Below are 20,693 nucleotides of genomic sequence, written 5' to 3' on the forward strand. Positions count from 1 at the left end.
ATTTTTATTGGTTAAGGATGCTTTTCCTATATTTGGCGAAAAGTAAATACAATGACTAATTTTGTTGAAGAGCTACGCTGGCGCGGTATGTTGCAGGATATTATGCCTGGAACAGAAGATAAATTGAACGAAGGCATGACAGCCGGGTATATTGGATTTGATCCCACAGCAGACTCTCTACATGTTGGTCACCTTACTCAGATTATGACTTTAATTCACTTCCAAAGAGCAGGGCATAAGCCTTTTGCTTTGGTTGGTGGTGCGACTGGTATGGTTGGTGATCCCTCCGGGAAATCAGCAGAACGAAACCTGCAAACTGAAGAAATGGTGGAGCATAATCTGAACGAGCTAAGAAAACAACTCAGCAGGTTTTTAACGTTTGAGGATGCCGGTAACGGAGCCGTTATGATCAATAATGCTGACTGGTTTAAGGACATGACTCTTTTCACCTTTATCCGTGACATTGGTAAGCACATCACAGTAAATTACATGATGGCTAAGGACAGTGTTAAAAAGAGGCTGGAAGGTGATTCTGGTTTATCCTTTACTGAGTTTTGCTATCAGTTGATACAAGGTTATGACTTCTATTACTTATGGAAACACCACAAATGCCTAATCCAGATGGGCGGCTCTGACCAGTGGGGAAACATTGTTACCGGCACAGAGTTGATTAGAAGAAAGGATGCTGGAACAGCCTACGCCCTTACTACTCAATTGATCAAGAAAGCAGACGGCACCAAGTTCGGTAAGACTGAAAGCGGTGCAGTATGGCTTGATGCGGTCAAAACTTCTCCTTACAAATTCTACCAATTCTGGTTGAATGCCTCAGATGATGATACTAAAAAATGGATCAGAATATTTACATTAAAGAGTCAGCAAGAAATAGAAGCGTTGGAGGCTATGCACAATGAAGCACCACATCAGCGCAGTTTACAGAAAGCACTGGCAGAAGATATAACGGTAAGAACACATTCTGAAGAAGCTTTACAGACAGCTATTAAAACTTCAGAGTTTTTATTTGGCAACGGCTCTTTGGATTTCTTTAAGACCTTAAATGATGAGCAGGTTTTAGAGATCTTTGAAGGTATTCCTCAGTTTGAAGTTGCTACAGCTGAATTGGCTGAAGGCTTAGATGCAGCCACACTGCTTGCCGAGAAGTCGGCAGTGTTCGCGTCGAAAGGGGAGGCTAAAAAGCTGATTCAGGCAGGTGGTGTTTCGATCAATAGAGAAAAGCTTGCTAGTCCTTCGGATGTGATTACTTCCGCGAGTTTACTGAATGATAAATTTATTATTGCTCAGAAAGGCAAGAAAAATTACTATTTAATTATTGCAGTTTAGCTGATCAGCAGGTTGCAGCCACGAATGTCAGCGTTATCAAACCGGCCGAGCACTTCAAAGGACCCATCTGGATACACCCGGCCAAGGTCTTGAGTTGCAATGAAGGAACAGGAGTTGATATTTGCCAGGTCGATGACGTTTATGCCGCCGGTTTTGTGCTTTTCGGCTGCTGATAAAGGATCATTTGTATCCCTTAAGGTGATCTTCATCCAGGGTGGACAATTGAAGATGCCCTCTCCTTTGGAGTAACCTTGCGAAAGCAGCTCGGTCATGCCATACTCACTATGAATTGCAGTAACGCCGAAGCCTGTCGTTAATATCTCATGGAGCTCTTCGCGAACCATTTCTTTGCGTTTGCCTTTCATGCCGCCGGTTTCCATAACAATTAACTCAGGAAAATTTAGATGGTAACTCTCCACGAAGTCAAGCAGCGCATAGGTTACCCCAATAAGGAGCGTTTTCTGACCCGCTTGTTGCAGCGCTTCCAAGTTGTTTTTTAAATCATCATGATTGTGCAAGAAGTAACCACTTTGAGGATGGCCGCTATCTTTTATCAGTTCGTCAATCATGTAAATTAGCGATGAGCCGTCACGTTCCAGGTAGGAGGGTAACAATGCTAAGATGCATATCTCGGAAACGGGACCGTAGAATAGCTCAAAAGCATTTTTAAAGCTTTGCTCATAAATTGCAACGTCTGTGACAAAGTGTTTGCTTTGGGACATCCCTGTGGTTCCTGAGCTACTAAAGGTGATCTGAGGCGTTGAAGACAGGTCGCTTAAAACGTCGTGCGACTTAAAAAAGGCTATGGGAAGATAGGGCACTTGTTTTAACGACCCGATACTGGAAGGTTCAATGCGCAAATTCCTGATATAATCCCGGTATACTGCACAGTGCTCGGCTTGATGGCGAAAGACTGCCAGGCCAACCCTTTCAAAGTCTTCATTGTCTAAAATCGAAAATACTTGATCTGCTAACTCGTTCACCTTGCAAAAATACGTAACAACTTGTAATTAGGAAGTCGATTTGTTGCTAAGTACGGCTTTTCTAAAATGGTAGCCACAGAACCCGCTTACACCTGCTACAAATGCACCCAATACTGCACTTAAAACCAGCACCAGCCACCAGGCTTTTACGCGGAGCATTTCGCCAACCCGTGAAGCCAGTAAGTGTTCATTGGGAATACTCTTATATAGCGCCATTGCTGTCCATAATAATAAGATTGCAAAGAAAGGTGACCACAAGGATATTTTGCCTGTTTTACCGATTAAACCGCAAGTTGCGAAGGAGATGAGGACGATTACCCACCAAGGTAAAACCAATTGCAATAAGAACGCTGCGATGATGACTACGAGGAATACCATATTACTATTTTTTAGAAATCTTAAGGTTTGAGATTATTTTAGCGGAGGGGTCATCCGGGCTTTGCATAAAATACAGATCATATAGCTCGCCATTTGCCCAGGTATCAATCATATTGTCGTAGTACTTACTACCGGGATTGCCTGATTGTCCACCCGGAAACACACCATGACCTTTCGGTGTCTTGCCTAATTCAATAACCATTCGCCATGAGGGTCCATTTGTTTCACTCTGAGCATTTATAGTCATTTTACCACCGCCAGTTAATAAGCTCTTAGATCCGAAACCCGGTATTTTAGCCAGGTGAGGTACGTTTGTATGCTTAACATTTGCCCATTCCCAGGATTTACCAATCGGTCCATACGTTTCTTCGAGACTGTTGCAAGCCCACTTAAAGGATTCATTAACCAAATCGCTAAGCGTCTCCTTAGCTGAAGTGTTAACGTTGTCAATCCAGCGCGACTTGGGTTCATTCAATATCAAATGAAGTGTCCTGTCTCTCGAAGGATAACGCATAGGCACGTTCTCTACTGTAAATTCATCATCCCAGATACTAAATATTAGCCTTTTATTCCAAAGGTCGAAAACACTAGCTCCAATTGATTCAGCATCATAATATTTATTCCAGTCTGCCACTTTGGACAGCGCTTCTTGTTCGGTTGCATTTAGGCTTGCCTTGTTTACGTTGGCTACGAAAGTGGATACCACGTTTTGAGCAAAGATGCTGTAGTTGTCGGTTTGCATTAACCTGATACTATCTGCTGTTGCGCCTTTCATTGCGGTAAGGCGGTCGTTAATGCGTTTCCCACGTTCGTAAGGGGCAAACTCCCAATTGATATAATAGGGATAGCTCTGATTAGTAGAGGATTGGTTAGCTGAGCTTACGAATTGTCTTGGAGGGTTTTTTACCGTTGGATTTTGAGCCGCTGGTATCCATCCCTGCCAGTCGGTTTTAGGATCTGTGCCATCTAATATGAACTTACCCTGGTCTTTGTACTTTAACGGGAGACGACCATTTGCGGTAATGGCGATATCATTTTCTGAAGAAGCAAAGATGAAGTTCTGGGCTGGTGCGGAATAATAGGTCAGTGCTTTGCGGTAATCTGCATAGTTTTTTCCCCTATTCATGAGGTAAAACGTTTTTAACTCATTCGACTCATCATGTGCAATCCAGCGAAGCGCGTTGCCTGTTGGCACGTTCGTAGACTTGCTAAAATTCTCCGGTTTTTGGGTGTAAACTACCGGGCCGTGATGGGTATAGAATACGGTGTCTGTCTCTGTTCCACCACCTCGCACAACAATCTTCTCATAACGTACTTTAGTATCATTCCATTTGTTGTTATACCAATAGCTTTTATGAGAATTGTCTTTGAATTTTATTTGATAGAAATCCAAAACGTCAGCAGCTACGTTTGTGACGCCCCAGGCGGTGTTCTGGTTGAATCCGATAACGATCCCCGGGGCACCCGGCAGCGAAACGCCATAAGCGTTTATTCCCGGTGCATTAAGCTGGATCTGGTACCAGATAGACGGAAGTGACAGATCCAGATGTGGGTCATTAGCCAATATTGGAGAACCAGAAGCAGTTTTTTGACCAGACAAGGCCCAGTTGTTGCTACCGATACCTTCCTCAAGTTCTTTGGTTATAACATTTTTAACGGTCTCTTCTGCGAATGGCTGCGGCGCTTGTGGGATAGGCAGCGGGTTGAAGTCCCATTTTGTTCCTGCCGGGATAATCGGGTCCTCCTTAAAAGGGTAGTCTGGAAATAGATCCTTAAGTACCTCAGTACCAAATTTCTTTCTGATGTTGGTCATGTAGAATTCATTCGAACCCATGGCAAGAACAGCCGACATCTGTTTTAATAGTAAGGCACATTTGATTGGAGTCCAGTCTTCTGGCTTGAAATCCAGGAGCTTGTATTCTAACGGAAGTTTTGAAGCCGATAGAGAATGGATGTATGCATTAATACCTGCCGTGTAAGCAAGTACCATTTCTTTAGACTGGGGATCAGCCATCATCCCTTTCAAAGAATTTTCTGCGCCATAAACCATCCCCATCCGACGTTGATAACGATCCAGTTCGATTGCTTTCTTACCGACAACCTCAGATAGTCTTCCCGCAGCATATCTCGTTTGGAAATCCATTTGCCAAAGTCGATGCATAGCGGTAATGTACCCTTGTGCATAATATAGATCATGATCATTCTTTGCAAAGACATGTGGGATCATGCGGTCGTCAAAAGCAATTTGAACGTCTTGCCTGGTATCCTTTAAGACAACTTGACTGTTCTTGTGGGCAGTAAGTCTTTCGGCATTTTGCCAGAATCCTGAAAAGGGGTTTAGAAACTTTAGGAGAGGAGGCGCATCACCGAACTTAGTATTGAGAGAAAAGGCTAATAAAACAGGTATTACAATGGTTATGATGGCTTTTATTTTATTCATTGTTGCTAAATTAAGTGCTTTGCCAAGATCAGTAGGTAAGGAATTCGGTCTTGCAATTTACTATAAAACTTATAGTTTTTAAATATTTTGAATCCATGTAAATAATAATAAGCGTTAGTCAATTTGCATAATTGATTATTTGTTTTAGATTTAGAATTTAATTAACCATTTATATTCATCCGGTATGATAAAAACGTTTACCAAAGCCTTTTTTACGCTTCTATTTTTGTGTTTTACAATGGTAATAGCACAAGCACAAAGTGTAACAATAAGTGGAACAGTCAGGGACAAAGCCACGAATTTACCGATGCCTGGCGTAGGCATAACTGTCAAGGGTAAAGTGACAGGTACTGCTACTAATAATCAAGGCAGATACGCACTAACAACGACAGAAAAAACTCCTTTTACACTCGTCATCACCTACGTTGGTTTTACTCAAATTGAGAAAGAGGTTAGTGGTAGCGCTTCAAATGTAGACTTCCAGTTGGAGTCTGCTACCATTCTGGGGCAGGAGGTAGTTGTATCTGCTTCGCGTACTCCTGAACGGATTCTGGAATCACCTGTTTCGATCGAGCGAATGGGCCAGGCTACGTTAAGGGAACTCCCTGTACCGTCCTTCTATGATGCCTTAACTAACATGAAAGGTGTGGAGGTAAGTGCTCAAAGTTTGACTTTTAAATCAGTAAATACAAGGGGCTTCAACTCCAATGGAAATACTCGTTTTAACCAGTATGTTGACGGAATGGACAACCAGGCTCCTGGCTTGAATTTTTCCGTTGGGAATATTATAGGTTTAAATGATCTTGATGTAGATAATGTGGAACTGTTACCAGGTGCATCCTCTGCGTTATATGGTGCCGGAGGTATTAATGGGACAATGCTAATGAACTCTAAAAACCCATTTGCCTATCAGGGTGCAAGCTTCCAGGTTAAAACAGGGATCAATCATGTAAATGATGACAACACGGGGAATCAGGAGTATAAACAATTCGACGTTCGTATGGCTAAAGCCTGGAACAACAGATTTGCTATAAAAGGAACCTTCTCGTTCCTACAAGCTAAAGATTGGCAAGCAAGCAACTACGATAACTTTGATAGGAATGCGCGCACGTTCAAAGCTGGTAACAGACAAACAGATCCTAATTACGACGGTGTAAACGTTTACGGCGATGAGACAAATATCAATCTAAGAACGGTAGCATTAGGTCTTGCGAGCGGGTTTGCTACAGCCTCGCCTGCTGGCTTCGCAGCGTTTAACCAGTTGATCGGATCGGGTGCCACTTACCCTCAACTGGCAGCTATTGTTGGTGGAAACCCAAATTTGCGCCCTGCACTTCCTTATCTTCCAGTTCTGTACAGCTTGGCGAAAGGAACTACGCCTTCTCAAGATGTATCAAGAACAGGTTACAATGAAGTGAATCTGGTTGACTATGATACACAATCTTTGAAAGCATCTGGTGCGATGCACTACAAACTCACTTCTACCATAGAAGCAATCGCTCACGCAAGCTGGGGAACGGGAACTTCGGTTTACACCGGTTCCGATCGTTACTCTTTAAAGAACTTTAGTATCGGACAATACAAACTAGAGCTGAAAGGCGAAGACTTCTTCGTAAGAGGCTATACTACTCAAGAACGTTCAGGTGATTCGTATATCTCGTCTATCCTTGGCTCATTCATAAACGAGGCCTATCGCCCGAGTGCTGGTCCTGCTAATAACCCTACATCGGGTTGGTTTGCTCAGTATGCATTGGCTTATTCTAATGCGCGTGCGCAAGGTGCTGATGAGGCGACTTCACACAACACTGCTCGCGGTTTTGCGGATCAAGGTCGCCTGGTACCAGGTACTCCTCAATTCGAGAATGTGAAAAATGGTATCATTAACAGTACTATTTCTTCTGGCGCAGGTGCTAAATTCGATGATAAAACCAACCTTTATCATTATGAAGGATTGTATAACTTCTCAAACGCTCTAAATAATGTCGTAGATTTTCAAGTTGGAGGATCTTACCGATTGTATCAATTAAGGTCAGGCGGTACCATCTTCGATGATTTAAATAACGAAATCAACATCAGAGAATACGGCGCTTTTGCGCAGGTAGGCAAAAAGTTGTTTGAGGACAAATTGAAATTAACCGTTGCAGGGAGGTATGACAAGAACGACAACTTTAAAGGTCGCTTTACTCCAAGAGTAACTGGTGTGTTTACAGTAGCTCCTAATAACAACATTCGCGTTTCCTATCAAACAGGTTACCGTAATCCGACAACACAAAACCAATACATTGACTTATCAGTTGCCGGCGGTCGCCAGCGTTTAATTGGTGGTTTGCCCGGCAGTTTGAATAAGTATGGCTTATTGACTGATAACATTGCATTTACTGATGTAAGTTACAGAGCTTTCCAATCTTCGGTTGCCACCGGTACGCCTAATTTTGCGCTATTACAACAATATAAATTTGATCCTGAAGGAGTAAAACCCGAAAGTGTACAAGCTTATGAGATCGGATACAAAGGTTTGCTGGGAGGCAATCTGTTGATCGATGCTTATGGTTATTATAACAAGTACAAAAACTTCATTACTGCAGTTGACGTTTACCAACGAAACGGTACTGATTTTCCAAAATTCGGTGTTCCCGTAAACGCTGAGGGTGAAGTAACCTCATATGGTGCTGCATTTGGACTGGACTACAGAATCTCGAACTACAATTTAAGCGGTAACGTTTCCTACAATGAGATCGGTGATCTGCCTACAACTTACATCAATGATTTTAATACACCTACAGTGCGTTATAACCTTGGATTAGGTAATAGCGAGATTGTTAAAAATGTAGGTTTCAATGTTAACTACCGCTGGCAAGATGCTTTCTATTGGAACTCTTCCTTCTCTTCTGGAGACGTTCCTGCCTTTGGAACAGTGGATGCTCAGATCAACCTGAAAATACCTTCAGTTAAAACAATGCTTAAGCTAGGTGGATCGAACATACTTAACAAATACTACTATACTTCTTACGGTAACCCTTCTGTAGGGGCACTGTATTACGTTGGCCTCACTTTCAACCCTTAGGTTGATTAAATGATATTGAAAGGCTCTGGCGCAATCGTCAGGGCCTTTCTTGTATAAAAAGGTTAATCTTTCGATATTCCTTTGGTATTACTGGAAATTTTAACACTTTAGATACGAATTAGGCAATCCAAAAGAGATATACACTTAAGAGATTTTCATGGAAGAGATCACAGATCATAATAAAGACAATAATACGATAACAAATAAGCAGGAGGCAGCGGACGAAGTTGTTCAACATTTAAACAATCCGGTTACCGATTTAAAGCCGATTGTAAAGGAGTACCTCGGCAGTGTCGAAACGGTTGTCGCAGATGGCAATAAGTTCTTTTTTGGAGACGGTAGGGCAAGAGTAGAAGTGAGGGTAGTCAGTGATGAGATCATAAGGGTCCGTTTGGCACCACATAGTGTTTTCCTGGATGAATTTTCTTATGCAGTACCTGTCGTAGATCAGAAAGTAACAACTTTTAAACTGGAAGAGCTGGAAGACAGCTACGCCGTGTCTACTAATACCATTACCTGCAAAATCCGGAAAGCAGATTTCCACATCTCATTCGTTGATAACCTAAGTGAAATGGTCATGAGCGAAGATGCTGTTGCAATGCACTGGGAAGAAAACGCAGACTTTGGCGGTTATTATGTTTACGCAACTAAGAAATGCCAGCAAGAAGAAAATTTCTTCGGACTTGGAGATAAGTCAGGGAATATGAATTTACGTGGCCGTCAGTTCCAGAACTGGAATACAGATGCCTATTCTTTCGGTTGGGAACAGGACCCATTATACCGGACTATCCCATTCTATACTGGTGTTCATGATAAGGCTGCTTACGGTATATTTTTCGACAATACATTCCGCTCTTACTTCGACTTTGCAAAAGAGGACAATGGAAAAACGAGCTTCTGGGCTGATGGCGGGGAGCTACAATATTATTACATACACGGACCGCACATGATGGACGTGGTTAAGCGTTATCAAACCTTAACCGGTACACACCCTATGCCGCCGAAATGGGCATTGGGATATCATCAATGTCGCTGGAGCTATTATCCTGAGAAAAAAGTAAAAGAGATCGCTGAAGGCTTCAGGTCAAGAAACATTCCTTGCGATGCCATCTATCTTGATATCGATTATATGGATGGTTACCGCTGTTTTACCTGGAATAAAACGCACTTCCCTGATCCTAAGCGAATGATCAAGGAGTTAGCGAACGATGGCTTTAAGACCGTGGTGATGATTGACCCGGGAATTAAGGTCGACGATAACTATTGGGTATTTAAGGAAGGAAAAGAGAATAACTTTTTCTGTCGCCGGAGTGATGATTATTTTATGGAAGGTCATGTGTGGCCAGGCAGGTGCCAGTTTCCGGATTTCACTAATCCAGCCGTCCGGGAATGGTGGGGAAATCTTTACAAAGAGCTGGTAGAAATTGGCGTTGCGGGGGTATGGAATGATATGAACGAGCCGGCAGTATTCGGTTCTGGAACGTTCCCTAACGACGTTAGGCACAATTACGATGGTTTTAGAGGTTCTCACCGTAAGGCACACAATGTCTACGGTATGCAGATGGTCCGCTCCACTTACGACGGTCTTAAGAAATTAATGCGTAACAAACGTCCATTTACGATTACTCGTGCCGGATACTCTGGTATGCAGCGCTATGGATGTGTGTGGACAGGAGATAATGTAGCTACCTGGGAGCACCTCAAACTTGGAAACATACAATGTCAGCGGATGTCCATCTCTGGTGTTCCGTTTGTTGGTACTGATATCGGTGGATTTAGCGGAGAACCAGATGCTGAATTATTTACCAGATGGATACAACTGGGTACTTTCTCTCCGTTTATGAGAGCGCACTCTGCAGGAGATACTTCTGAGCGTGAACCTTGGAGCTTCGGAGAGCCATTTACAAGTATCAACAGAACCTATATAGAGCTGCGATACCGCTTAATGCCTTATCTGTATTCGGTATTCTGGGAGCACCACCGTTATGGGTTCCCTATCCTCAGACCATTGGTAATGCTGGAGCAGGAAGATATCAGTAACAGCTTCCGTCAGGATGAATTCACCTTCGGAGATAAGATATTGGTTTGCCCGGTTTTGGAGCAAGGAGCGACCTCGCGCATGGTGTATCTGCCAAAAGGAACGTGGGTTAACTTCTGGACCCACGAGGTGCTCACTGGAGAAAATGAATACAATATCGCGGCAGCGCTTGACCATATGCCATTATTTGTTAGAGCCGGTTCTGTAATTCCAGAGTATCCGGTGATGCAATATGTAGGTGAGAAGGAGGTTGACGAAGTGATGTTGAACGTATACTTTTCAGACTACGAAGTCAATTCGTTTTTATACGAGGATCATGGTGACACCTTTGCTTATGAGCAGGATATCTATTCGGAGAAAAAGTTTACGGTAAAAGGATCAGAAACCAATTTGGTGATAGAACAAAGCCAGGCAGGCTTGTATACACCAAATTATGAACTTTATAATTACAACATTATTGGCATGCCGTTTAAGGCAAATAAAGTCACTGTTGATGATAAAGAAATAACAGATTTCACGTTAGATGATCGTGGTAGCTTACGATTCAAATCCAATAAGAACTTTATAATTATAAAAATATACAACTAATGAAAGTGCTTGCCCATAGCCTGTTTAGTGAATTTGATGTTGCATTATTTATCTCAGGAAAGCACTTTCGGTTATATGAGAAATTCGGTTCCCATCTGATTAAGGTGGGAGGTGTAGAAGGGACCTATTTTTCCGTATGGGCTCCGAATGCTCAGGAAGTAAACGTGGTGGGTGATTTTAACAACTGGGATAAGAATGCCCATTATCTGAACAAGAGGGTGGATGATTCTGGAATATGGGAAGGCTTTATAGCGGGTGTCAGGAAGGGTGCTGTCTATAAATATGCCATCAAAGGTTTCAACGGAGAAGAACTGGAAAAAGGTGATCCCTATGCTAAACGCTGGGAACTTCCTCCACAAACTGCGTCGATGGTTTGGGATAGTAACTACGTTTGGAAGGATAAGCCCTGGCTGAAGAAACGGCCGAAGCTAAATGCTTTAAACAAACCGATGTCTGTTTATGAACTCCACTTAGGTTCATGGCAGCGTGATCCTAGCGATCCTAAGCGTGTGCTGACCTACAAAGAGATTGCTGTAAGCTTAGTGCCCTATATTTTGGATATGGGCTTTACTCACGTAGAATTTATGCCTGTGATGGAATATCCTTACTATCCATCATGGGGTTACCAAATCACCGGTTACTTTGCCGCTAGCTCTAGACACGGCACTCCTGAGGAGTTAATGTTTCTTATTGAAGCGCTACACAAACATGATATAGCAGTAATCCTCGACTGGGTGCCATCTCACTTTCCCGGCGATGCGCACGGCCTTTACAATTTTGACGGAACTCATTTATATGAGCATGCCGATATGAGAAAGGGCTTTCACCCCGACTGGAAGTCATACATCTTTAACTACGACCGAAATGAAGTCCGTTCTTTCTTAATTAGTAATGCGATTTATTGGTTTGATCAATTTCATGTGGATGGTTTAAGGGTAGACGCCGTAGCATCTATGCTATACTATGACTTTTCCAGGAAAGCTGGCGATGCCGGAACGAACATACATGGTGGTAGAGAAAACCTGGGCGCAATAGAGTTTCTTAGGGACATGAACGAAGCTGTTTATGGCAGTTTTGAAGGCGTACATACCATTGCCGAGGAGAGTAGTACCTACCCCGGTGTCACTCATCCCGTGCATGCAGGAGGCCTTGGTTTTGGTATGAAGTGGATGATGGGCTGGATGAACGATACTTTGAAATATTTCAAGAATGATCCTTTAAATAGAAAGCACCACCATCATCAGCTTACATTTAGTATTACCTACGCATTCAGCGAAAACTTCATGCTTCCTTTCTCGCATGATGAAGTAGTGCACGGTAAGTCGTCTATGATCTATAAAATGCCAGGAGATGAATGGCAGAAGTTTGCAAACCTTCGCGTTCTATATGCTTATATGTTCACACAACCAGGTACAAAACTGTTGTTCATGGGAAATGAATTTGCGCAGACTCACGAGTGGGATTTTAAAAATTCACTGGATTGGCATCTCTTGCAACATCCGCCACACCTCGGTATGCAAACTACGGTGAGGGCAATAAACAAGCTTTATAAGTCTGAGCCAGCGCTTTTTGAACATAGCTTTTCTCATGAGGGTTTCGAATGGATTAATGCAGACGATACCCAGCATTCCATATTTGTTTATCAACGAAAAGGCACAAAAGCTAAAGACACTTTGATTGTGATCTTAAACTTGACACCTGTTTACAGGGAGAATTACAGGATTGGTTTACCTTTTAAAGCGAAATGGAAAGAGATTTTTAATACAGACGCGGAAGAGTTTTTTGGCAGTGGCAAGCTGATCAAAGGTTTGTTGCTTCCCGAAAATCAAGAATGCAATGGCAGAGAATATTCTATTTCGCTCAATATTCCTCCTTTGGCTGCAGTGATATTAAAACAAGGAAAGTAATCCGTTTTTTCGAATGAAACAAGAACATACCCTAGCCGTTGCGCGTTACCTGGAAGGGAATATGGAAATGCAGGAAATGATTTCATTTGAATCTAAAATCAAGGATAACGCTGAACTCAGACAGGCATTGGAAGACTATAGAAGTTCAAAGCGCTCATTGAACATAACGGCTGAGCCAGTTTTGTCGACACCACCTCCAACTACAAAAAAAACTTTTTTACACCCATATCTCAAGTACTTCATTATTTGCGGGATACTATTGCAGCTTGGCCTGCTGATCTGGTCGCCCTGGTCCTCTGATTTGTATAAAGAATATGCGATAAGCAGAACAATGCCGCTTCCTCCACCAGGTTCTGATGCGCAAGAAAACATTGCGAAAGGTGCCGAATTATTTAATGATGGTCATTACGAAAAAGCAAGGAAATTGTTGCAGAAAGAATATATGCTCAATCCGCTAAATCCATCATTGTCTTATTATTTTGCCATCACCCTCGTGGAAACGGGAAAGGAATATGAAGCAAGAACGATATTTATGAATCTTCATAAAGGCGAAACAAGGTTCAAGTTTGATGCGGCTTACTACGTTGCATTAAGTTTCATCAAAGAAGGCAATAAGGCAGCTGCTATAGCGTGGTTGCAAAAGATCCCGGCTGATAACGTAAATTCCACCAGCGCAAAAAAGCTGATCGTCAGCTGCAAAAATGGCTCTTCTGGTACCTGAGCTACTTATAGGATATCATAAAGTCCGAGAAAACAGCGTTCTGATCTTCTCCTCCCTTAAAGTTTAAACCAATACGGGGGCTTCTGTCCCATTGTGTCAAGAAACTGACTTTAGGTGTTTCGGGACCTGCCAGTTCTTTCCATGGCGCATTACCGGTTCTATAAAATACCTTACAGCTAAGATCCGCCTGTACTGTCAGTTTCAGTGATACCATAGCGTTAGCTAAAATTGTAGCATCAGAGATCACCGAACGCTTGTTGTCCTGAACTTTCCAGAATTCAACTTTGTAACCAACTACACCAACACCGATGGAAGCGTTTGCATCGCCGTAAAAAACTAAGCCTTTCTGAGCGGCGTTTTCATTAACAAGGGTAGTAACCATTTCAAAACTGTTTGAAACTGGACGCCTCGTGATTGCGATTCCAGAATTATTGCTCGCTTTAGTGCTTCCAGAGATCAGTAAATTTCCAGCGCTCTGCGTTAAAACAGGACTAGAGTTACGGAAATCCCATTGCCACGCTAGAGATGGTTTCGAAGCAGAGAAGTCATCGTTTACATTGCTGTTTGCATCAGTTCCGGAGGTAGCACTGGCCGCTTTGAACACAGGCCAACCAGCAGCAACAGGCCAGGTTAGCTCTGCCAGCATTCCCTGTCTACCAGTATAAACGGTTGTTGTCTTATGATAAGAATGGTATAAATAAAATGTCTTTCCTGCCGGAGTATTAACAAATGTTCCGTGACCTGAACACTTCCAATCGGCATTCTCCTGTAGGATCGGGTTCTTGTCAAAATCAACATAAGGGCCTTTAAAATCTTTCGACCGCGCAACCCTCACATTATAATCGCACTGGATTCCACAGCAGTTGCCAGCAGAATAGAATAAGTAGTAGAAGCCATCTTTCTTAATTATGCTTTGTCCTTCCAGGCCGATCTTTTTATCATCCTTAAACAAGGTGAAGGGCTCACCCTCCAGTTTAAGACCATCAGCAGAAAGCTTGCTGCCTAGGATTTCGATTGGACGGTCATCAAGGCCGTAGGCTTTGAAAGTAATGTACAGCTGTCCGTTCTCATTGTATACAAAGGCATCTATTGCCTCCTTACCATATTCAATGATCGCCCCATGGTCTTTAAAACCGCGGTCAGGATAGGTAGAGGTAGCGACGCCAATGTAAGATACATTGTCTTTTTTACGTCTGGCTGTATAATAGATGAAGTAAGTATTGTTATGAAAGTAATACTCAGGGGCCCAAAACGAACCTGATGTCCACTCAGGTGCCTTATCGAATACATAACCAGTTTGTTTCCAGTCTTTTAAATTCGAAGAGGTATAAATGGGAAAATGAGGTGCCCACTCAGAGGAAGTTCCTACAGCAAAATACTGATTTCCTTTTCTGATAACGGATGGGTCTGCAAAGTCTCCTGGGATAACTGCTTTTTGCGCCTGTGCGTTAACATCAAAAAAAGTTGTTATTGTTAGAAGATTAACTAAGAGAAGACGAACTATAAATCTCATTCTATTTGGTTTGGGATTGCCAAGATAGGAAAAAGTGTATTTAAAGTCATATCCTTTCCATAAAAGCGGTTTCGCACAAATAGGCTGTAATTTTGCTTTCATAATTGTAACATGAAAGCACTTCTTAGCAACACACCATATTCAGTATTAGATCTTGCCACTGTTATCGAAGGCAAAACACCAGCAGATACATTTAAAAACAGTTTAATCCTTGCACAGCATGTAGAAAACTGGGGTTTCAATAGGTATTGGTTAGCAGAGCACCACAACATGATCAGCGTTGCCAGCTCTGCCACGTCAGTAGTCATCGGACATATCGCCGGTGGTACTAAAACGATCAGGGTAGGATCTGGGGGCATTATGCTTCCTAATCACTCCCCCTTAGTGATCGCGGAGCAATTCGGCACCTTGGAATCTTTATTTCCCGGACGTATTGACCTGGGCTTAGGAAGAGCACCTGGAACTGACCAGGTTACAGCAATGGCCATCAGAGGCGAAAGATTCAACGCAGCGAACGACTTCCCTAAGGATGTATTAAAATTAAAGCAGTACTTTTCTGCTGAGAATGCTAAAAGTAGTGTTAGAGCAATTCCAGGCGAGGGCTTGGAGATACCGATCTGGATCCTGGGATCCAGTACTGACAGCGCACATCTTGCGGCGGCGCTTGGCTTGCCTTATGCGTTTGCCAGTCACTTCGCACCTGCGCAATTCTTGACGGCAATAGAGATTTACCGCAATAACTTCAAACCTTCCGCACAGTTATCTGAGCCCTATGTTATTGCTTGTGTAAACGTTGTAGCTGCAGATACCGATGCTGAGGCGAATAAACTGGCCACATCCTTATTCCAGTTGTTTAGAGGTATTGTAACCGGCAAGCGCATGCTGTTACAGCCGCCAGTTGATAACATGGATGAGGTATGGGATGTTTATGAAGAAGCTCAGGCCAACCAAATGCTTGCCTGTACATTTATTGGAAGCAAAGCGACTATACAGGAAGACCTTCAACGGTTTTTAGACCAGACGCAAGTTAATGAAGTAATGGCCAGTTCACATATTTACGATCATGAGGCCAAGCTAAGATCCTATCAACTTGTTTCTGAGGCTTTCAAAGGGTAGCTGGCTTGGAGTTATTTTCATATCTTTATAGTATTGTCTAAAGCACTGCTATTCTCTTGAAAAAACTTAAAGTATTCTCCCTGTTGTTCGTGTTGCAAGTCATTTGTTTCGCCGCTAACCTGTTTGGGCAAGAGACTTTGCCAGATACTGTTAGAAGCGGAATCTATGTCACAAGTATTCATGATATCGATTTCAAAGAAAAGGAATATACGGTAGACTTTTGGCTATGGCTTAAGTATAAAAATAGAGAGTTTGATTTTGTAGAAAACCTGGAGATTCCTCAAGCCAAAACGGTTACCAAATCCTTTTCAACGATTGATAGCACTGGTACTGAAGTTTATCTATTGATGAAAATCCAGTGCCTGATGAAAGATTCATGGTCGATAGACAATTTCCCCTTTGATCACCAGATCTTGCGTTTATCTATTGAGAACTCACAATATGATTCTCAATCTCTGATATTTGTGCCTGACACTTTAGGCAAACAGTATGACCCGCGTTTCACCATTCGCGGTTGGAATATAGACAGCCTGAAGGTCTCTACAGGTACCAAGGTTTATGAAACGGCATTTGGAGATACATCAATTAAAGTCCCACATACTGAGTACAGCAATTTCAAAGTTCGTGTTGGGATCAGCAGGGATGCGCTGGGTATCTTTGGAAAGATGTTTTTAGGGATGTATGTGGCATTCTTCATTGCATTTATGTGCTTCTATATACACTCAGACAGCATTGATTCCAGGTTCGGTCTTAGCGTAGGCTCACTTTTCGCTGTTATTGGCAACAAGTATATCATCGACGGTTCGTTGCCTGAGACCACAACATTCACTTTAGTTGATACCCTGCATGGAATAACACTCGTATTCATACTTGTGGTAATTATATCTACTGCCTATTCCTTAAGACTAATAAAGCGAGGGAAGCTTGGCTCAGTTAACAAATTTGATAGGATCTCGTCTCTTACGCTATTAGCTGCCTATTTGATCCTGAATGTCTACTTCATTACGGAGGCAATTAGAGGATAGTCACTAAAACTCCTGGAAAATTCTTTAAAGTAATAGCCGAAATCATGTAAGTTTGTGTTAATATGAATACGAAACAAGCTTACAATATCTGGGCGGCGCAATACGATACGAACGACAATAAAACTCGTGATCTGGAAGGTCTTGCACTTAAACTATCATTAACTACGGTGTCATTTAACAAGGTGCTTGAGATTGGTTGTGGTACCGGTAAAAATACGGAGTGGTTGATTGATAAAGCAGTGCAAATTACAGCAGTTGATTTGTCGGACCAGATGCTTGCAAGGGCTAAAGATAAGTTTACGTCGAATAAGGTGCAGTTTAAACAAGCCGACATCACTCGTAAATGGAACTTTAGAGACGGTTTATATGATTTAGTGACCTTCAGTCTTATACTGGAACACATTGAAAACCTGGACTATGTTTTCAATGAAGTTGGTAAATCATTGAATCAGGGAGGGTACGTATATATTGGTGAACTACATCCCTTTAAACAGTATACGGGCACAAAAGCCAGATTCGATACAGTTGAAGGCGATCAGCAGGTGGTTGACTGCTTCAATCATAACGTATCCGACTTCATCATTGCCGGCAAGAAACACGGACTTGAGCTGGTTGCGTTAGATGAATATTTTGATGATAATGACAGAAGTCAAATACCGAGGATTTTGACGATCTTGCTTAAGAAATCCTAAAACTAATGATGAAACAAGCATTCTTTATCGCCCTTATTCTAATAATTATGTCTCCAGCTAAGAAAGCTATGGCTCAAACCGAAAATAAGAAACAGGTAACCGTTTTAAACCATATCGCTGTTTATGTAGCCGATCTTAAGAAGGCAACTGAATTCTACAAAGATGTATTGAATCTCCAGGAAATTCCTGAGCCTTTTAAAGACAACCGCCATACCTGGTTTACACTCGGTCCTGCGGGTCAACTGCACCTTATCCAGGGTGCAAAGACAGGGAATGAGCACGATAAGAATGAGCACTTGTGCTTTAGCGTAGCTTCCGTAGAGGATTTCGTTAAAAATCTAAATGCTAGAAAAGTCCATTATGAAGACTGGCCGGGTAAGGCGAGCACTGTTACAACCAGGGTTGACGGTGTAAAACAGATCTATTTTAAAGACCCTGATGGCCATTGGCTTGAAATAAATGACGCAAAATAGCAATGCAGACCTAAACGGGCCTGAAGAGAGCCACACACATAAGGATCATTCAGATCATGATCATCATAATAGTGGTGGGGGAGAAGCCGGAAAGTTGCCGCTTACCAATGACAGGTTATCCTACCCCGTCCTTGGGGCGTAGGCCGCAACCTCGGGCTGGGTGGCATCGCTTGCCGAGGTCCTGAAATAAATTCAGGATGGCGTTATATGACCCGTCAATGCCACTTCAATGGGTTTGCCAAAACACTAAAATCTCGACAACACTCCCTACTTCGTAGGCAAGCCCCTGTTCTTTAGCATTGGCGTAATGTCAGGTACGTGCCCTCTAAAATCACTAAACATCTTTCCATAATCTTCTGTATTACCCCTAGACAAAATCATGTCTCTAAAGCGCTGACCGTTAGCTCTGCTTAATCCACCGTTCTCTTCAAACCATGAATAAGCGTCATTGTCGAGCATCTCTGTCCATAAATAAGCATAGTAACCAGCTGCATAGCCGTTAGCCCAAATGTGCAGGAAATAACTTGACCTGTATCTTGGCGGAACATATGACAATGCCAACCCCGTTTTAGCCAATGCAGCCGTTTCAAATTTATTAACGTCTTGCAGTGGATCATTTGCGGTAAGTTTATGCCATTGCATATCTAACGCCGCTGCGGCCAAGGTTTCTGTTAGAGAGTACCCCTGATTGAATGCAGAGGCCTTTTTAATTTTGTCGACTAAAACCTGTGGCATCAACTGGCCACTTTTATAATGCTTCGCATAGTTCTTGAAAATCAAAGGGTCCATCGCCCAATGCTCATTAAATTGAGAAGGAAACTCAACGAAATCTCTTGCAACGCTGGTTCCAGATAGACTCGGGTATTTTTGACTTGCAAAGAAACCATGCAATGCATGTCCAAATTCATGAAACATGGTAGTTACATCATCAAAGCTGATCAGCGCAGGCTCCCCCTTCGACGGCTTGGTAAAGTTACACACGTTATAAATGACTGGTTTAGTGCCAAACAAGCCGGATTGGCCCACTAAATTGCTCATCCAGGCACCGCCAGATTTGTTGTCTCTTTTAAAGAAATCACAGTAAAAAAGCCCAATTGACGTTCCATCCTCTTCAAATAGCTCAAACACCTTCACATCTTCTTGATAAACCGGAAGATCGGTGCGCTCCTTGAAAGTAATGCCATAAAGTTTGGTTGCTGCAAAGAATACACCATCCTTTAATACACTATTTAATTCAAAATAAGGCTTTATCTCCTTTTCATCAAGGTCATACTTCTCTTTACGAACCTGTTCAGCATAATGGTCCCAGTCATATGCCGCAAGTTTGAAATTTCCCTTTTGACGGTTGATCACAGACTGGATGTCTGCTGCTTCTGCATTCGCTCTGGCAGTTGCGGAAGGAACCAGCTTGGCGAAGAATGTTTCAACAGCTGCAGGAGTTTTCGCCATTTGGTCCTGAAGTTTCCAGGTCGCATAGTTGGCGAAGCCCATCAATTTCGCTTTTTGCGCTCTGATTTTAGCGATCTCAGCAATTGTTCGTCTCGTATCGTTAGCATCACCTCTCTCTGCGCGGTTAATTGATGCGTCGAATAATTTCTGTCTGGTAGTACGGTTGTTCAAGCTTTGTAACAATGGCTGTTGTGTCGTGTTTTGTAGCTTCAACATCCATTTGCCATCTTGTTTGTTGTCTTTGCCTGCTTGTGCGGCAGCATTGATGTCGCCTTCAGACATTCCTGCCAGCTCAGCTTTATCCGAAATAAGTACTGCTCCGGCTTTAGCAGCTGCGAGCAATTGATTTGAGAATTTGGCATTTAGTGATGCCTCCTGCTCGTTTAGCTTTTTTAGACTGGTTTTATTTGAATCACTTAGTTTCGCGCCGGCTAATTCAAAAGTTTGATAATAATATTCAATGAGTTTAGCAGACTCCGGATCTAGTTTCAAGGTGGACTTTTTTGTATAAATATCCTTTATGCGCGTAAAAAGCTTTGTGTTTAAATAAATGGCGTCTTGATGAGCAGCCAATTTAGGTGCCACCTCTTCCTGCAGCTTTTGCAAGCCTTCATTTGTATTAGCCCCGGTTAGCGTATTAAATACGTTGTTGACGCGACTTAAAGTTTGGCCGGATCTTTCTAGCGCCACGAGCGTATTTTCGAATGAAGGCACCTCTGGGTTGGAAGCTATTTTGTCAATTTCAGATAAGTGTTCCTTCATTCCCGCTTCAAAAGCCGGTTTGAAATCACTGTCTTTAATTTTATCGAATGGAGGAGCTTGATATGGGAGCTCGCTTTTAACAAGCAGAGCATTGGTCGAGGAATCGGATATAGCAGTAGAAGAATTTTTGCCGCTTTCGTTACAAGCGGCAAAAATTGCTAACATTGCCAATAGCGGCAACTTATGAGATATTTTCATGAATATTA

General features: G+C 42.5%; 15 protein-coding genes. 10 read left to right on the forward strand and 5 right to left on the reverse strand.

All coding sequences use genetic code 11. From position 1 onward, the window contains the following. The first annotated feature begins 51 nt into the window (after positions 1-51). Positions 52-1,338 (forward strand): tyrosine--tRNA ligase, encoded by a 1,287-nt coding sequence (tyrS, locus tag WKF66_RS10415; protein ID WP_489674383.1) that lies wholly within the window; start codon positions 52-54, stop codon positions 1,336-1,338. On the opposite strand, the gene WKF66_RS10420 is transcribed toward tyrS, so the two are convergent. From WKF66_RS10420 to WKF66_RS10430, 3 genes are read right to left on the reverse strand one after another with little or no spacing between them, the layout of a single operon-like run. Further along, positions 1,335-2,321 carry a LuxE/PaaK family acyltransferase gene (locus tag WKF66_RS10420; RefSeq protein WP_489674384.1) on the reverse strand — a complete coding sequence of 329 codons (987 nt, stop codon included), beginning with the start codon at positions 2,319-2,321 and terminating at the stop codon, positions 1,335-1,337. The two genes, tyrS and WKF66_RS10420, sit on opposite strands and share 4 nt — an antisense overlap. A gap of 27 nt (positions 2,322-2,348) precedes the next feature. After that, positions 2,349-2,699 carry a hypothetical protein gene (locus tag WKF66_RS10425; RefSeq protein WP_489674385.1) on the reverse strand — a complete coding sequence of 117 codons (351 nt, stop codon included), beginning with the start codon at positions 2,697-2,699 and terminating at the stop codon, positions 2,349-2,351. 4 nt (positions 2,700-2,703) lie between these two features. Further along, a complete protein-coding gene (locus tag WKF66_RS10430; protein WP_489674386.1) occupies positions 2,704-5,139 on the reverse strand; it encodes a penicillin acylase family protein in 2,436 nt (811 codons plus the stop codon). 238 nt (positions 5,140-5,377) lie between these two features. Between WKF66_RS10430 and WKF66_RS10435 the strand changes: the two genes are divergently transcribed. The 4 genes from WKF66_RS10435 to WKF66_RS10450 all read left to right on the forward strand — a co-directional run bounded on the left by WKF66_RS10435 (position 5,378) and on the right by WKF66_RS10450 (position 13,457). Further along, complete coding sequence (locus WKF66_RS10435) at positions 5,378-8,203, forward strand: TonB-dependent receptor (protein ID WP_489674387.1); 2,826 nt, start codon at positions 5,378-5,380, stop codon at positions 8,201-8,203. Positions 8,204-8,360: 157 nt separating this feature from the next. Beyond that, positions 8,361-10,829 (forward strand): glycoside hydrolase family 31 protein, encoded by a 2,469-nt coding sequence (locus WKF66_RS10440; RefSeq protein WP_489674388.1) that lies wholly within the window; start codon positions 8,361-8,363, stop codon positions 10,827-10,829. Next, positions 10,829-12,736 (forward strand): 1,4-alpha-glucan branching protein GlgB, encoded by a 1,908-nt coding sequence (glgB, locus tag WKF66_RS10445; protein ID WP_489674389.1) that lies wholly within the window; start codon positions 10,829-10,831, stop codon positions 12,734-12,736. The genes WKF66_RS10440 and glgB overlap by 1 nt, the downstream gene beginning before the upstream one ends. A 13-nt stretch (positions 12,737-12,749) precedes the next feature. Then, positions 12,750-13,457, forward strand: a complete 708-nt coding sequence (locus tag WKF66_RS10450) for a tetratricopeptide repeat protein (protein WP_489674390.1) — start codon at positions 12,750-12,752, stop codon at positions 13,455-13,457. 1 nt (position 13,458) lies between these two features. Here the strand turns inward: WKF66_RS10450 and WKF66_RS10455 are convergent, their stop codons facing one another. Next, a complete protein-coding gene (locus WKF66_RS10455) occupies positions 13,459-14,970 on the reverse strand; it encodes a family 43 glycosylhydrolase (protein ID WP_489674391.1) in 1,512 nt (503 codons plus the stop codon). Between the two features lie 111 nt (positions 14,971-15,081). Between WKF66_RS10455 and WKF66_RS10460 the strand changes: the two genes are divergently transcribed. The 5 genes from WKF66_RS10460 to WKF66_RS10480 all read left to right on the forward strand — a co-directional run bounded on the left by WKF66_RS10460 (position 15,082) and on the right by WKF66_RS10480 (position 18,418). After that, positions 15,082-16,086 (forward strand): LLM class flavin-dependent oxidoreductase, encoded by a 1,005-nt coding sequence (locus tag WKF66_RS10460; protein WP_489674392.1) that lies wholly within the window; start codon positions 15,082-15,084, stop codon positions 16,084-16,086. A gap of 56 nt (positions 16,087-16,142) precedes the next feature. Beyond that, the gene (locus tag WKF66_RS10465; protein ID WP_489674393.1) at positions 16,143-17,111 is read left to right on the forward strand and encodes a ligand-gated ion channel; all 969 of its coding nucleotides are present in this window, start codon (positions 16,143-16,145) and stop codon (positions 17,109-17,111) included. A 62-nt stretch (positions 17,112-17,173) separates the two neighbouring features. Then, positions 17,174-17,803, forward strand: coding sequence for a class I SAM-dependent methyltransferase (locus WKF66_RS10470; RefSeq protein ID WP_489674394.1), 630 nt, complete (start codon positions 17,174-17,176; stop codon positions 17,801-17,803). A 5-nt stretch (positions 17,804-17,808) separates the two neighbouring features. Continuing rightward, a complete protein-coding gene (locus tag WKF66_RS10475) occupies positions 17,809-18,276 on the forward strand; it encodes a VOC family protein (protein WP_489674395.1) in 468 nt (155 codons plus the stop codon). Further along, the gene (locus tag WKF66_RS10480) at positions 18,263-18,418 is read left to right on the forward strand and encodes a hypothetical protein (RefSeq protein WP_489674396.1); all 156 of its coding nucleotides are present in this window, start codon (positions 18,263-18,265) and stop codon (positions 18,416-18,418) included. Before WKF66_RS10475 ends, WKF66_RS10480 begins: the two co-directional genes overlap by 14 nt. 125 nt (positions 18,419-18,543) lie before the next feature. Here the strand turns inward: WKF66_RS10480 and dcp are convergent, their stop codons facing one another. Continuing rightward, positions 18,544-20,685, reverse strand: a complete 2,142-nt coding sequence (gene dcp, locus WKF66_RS10485) for a peptidyl-dipeptidase Dcp (protein WP_489674397.1) — start codon at positions 20,683-20,685, stop codon at positions 18,544-18,546. Positions 20,686-20,693: the final 8 nt, after the last annotated feature.

This window comes from Pedobacter sp., from assembly GCF_037719805.1.
In the GTDB taxonomy this organism is placed as follows: Bacteria; Bacteroidota; Bacteroidia; order Sphingobacteriales; family Sphingobacteriaceae; genus Pedobacter.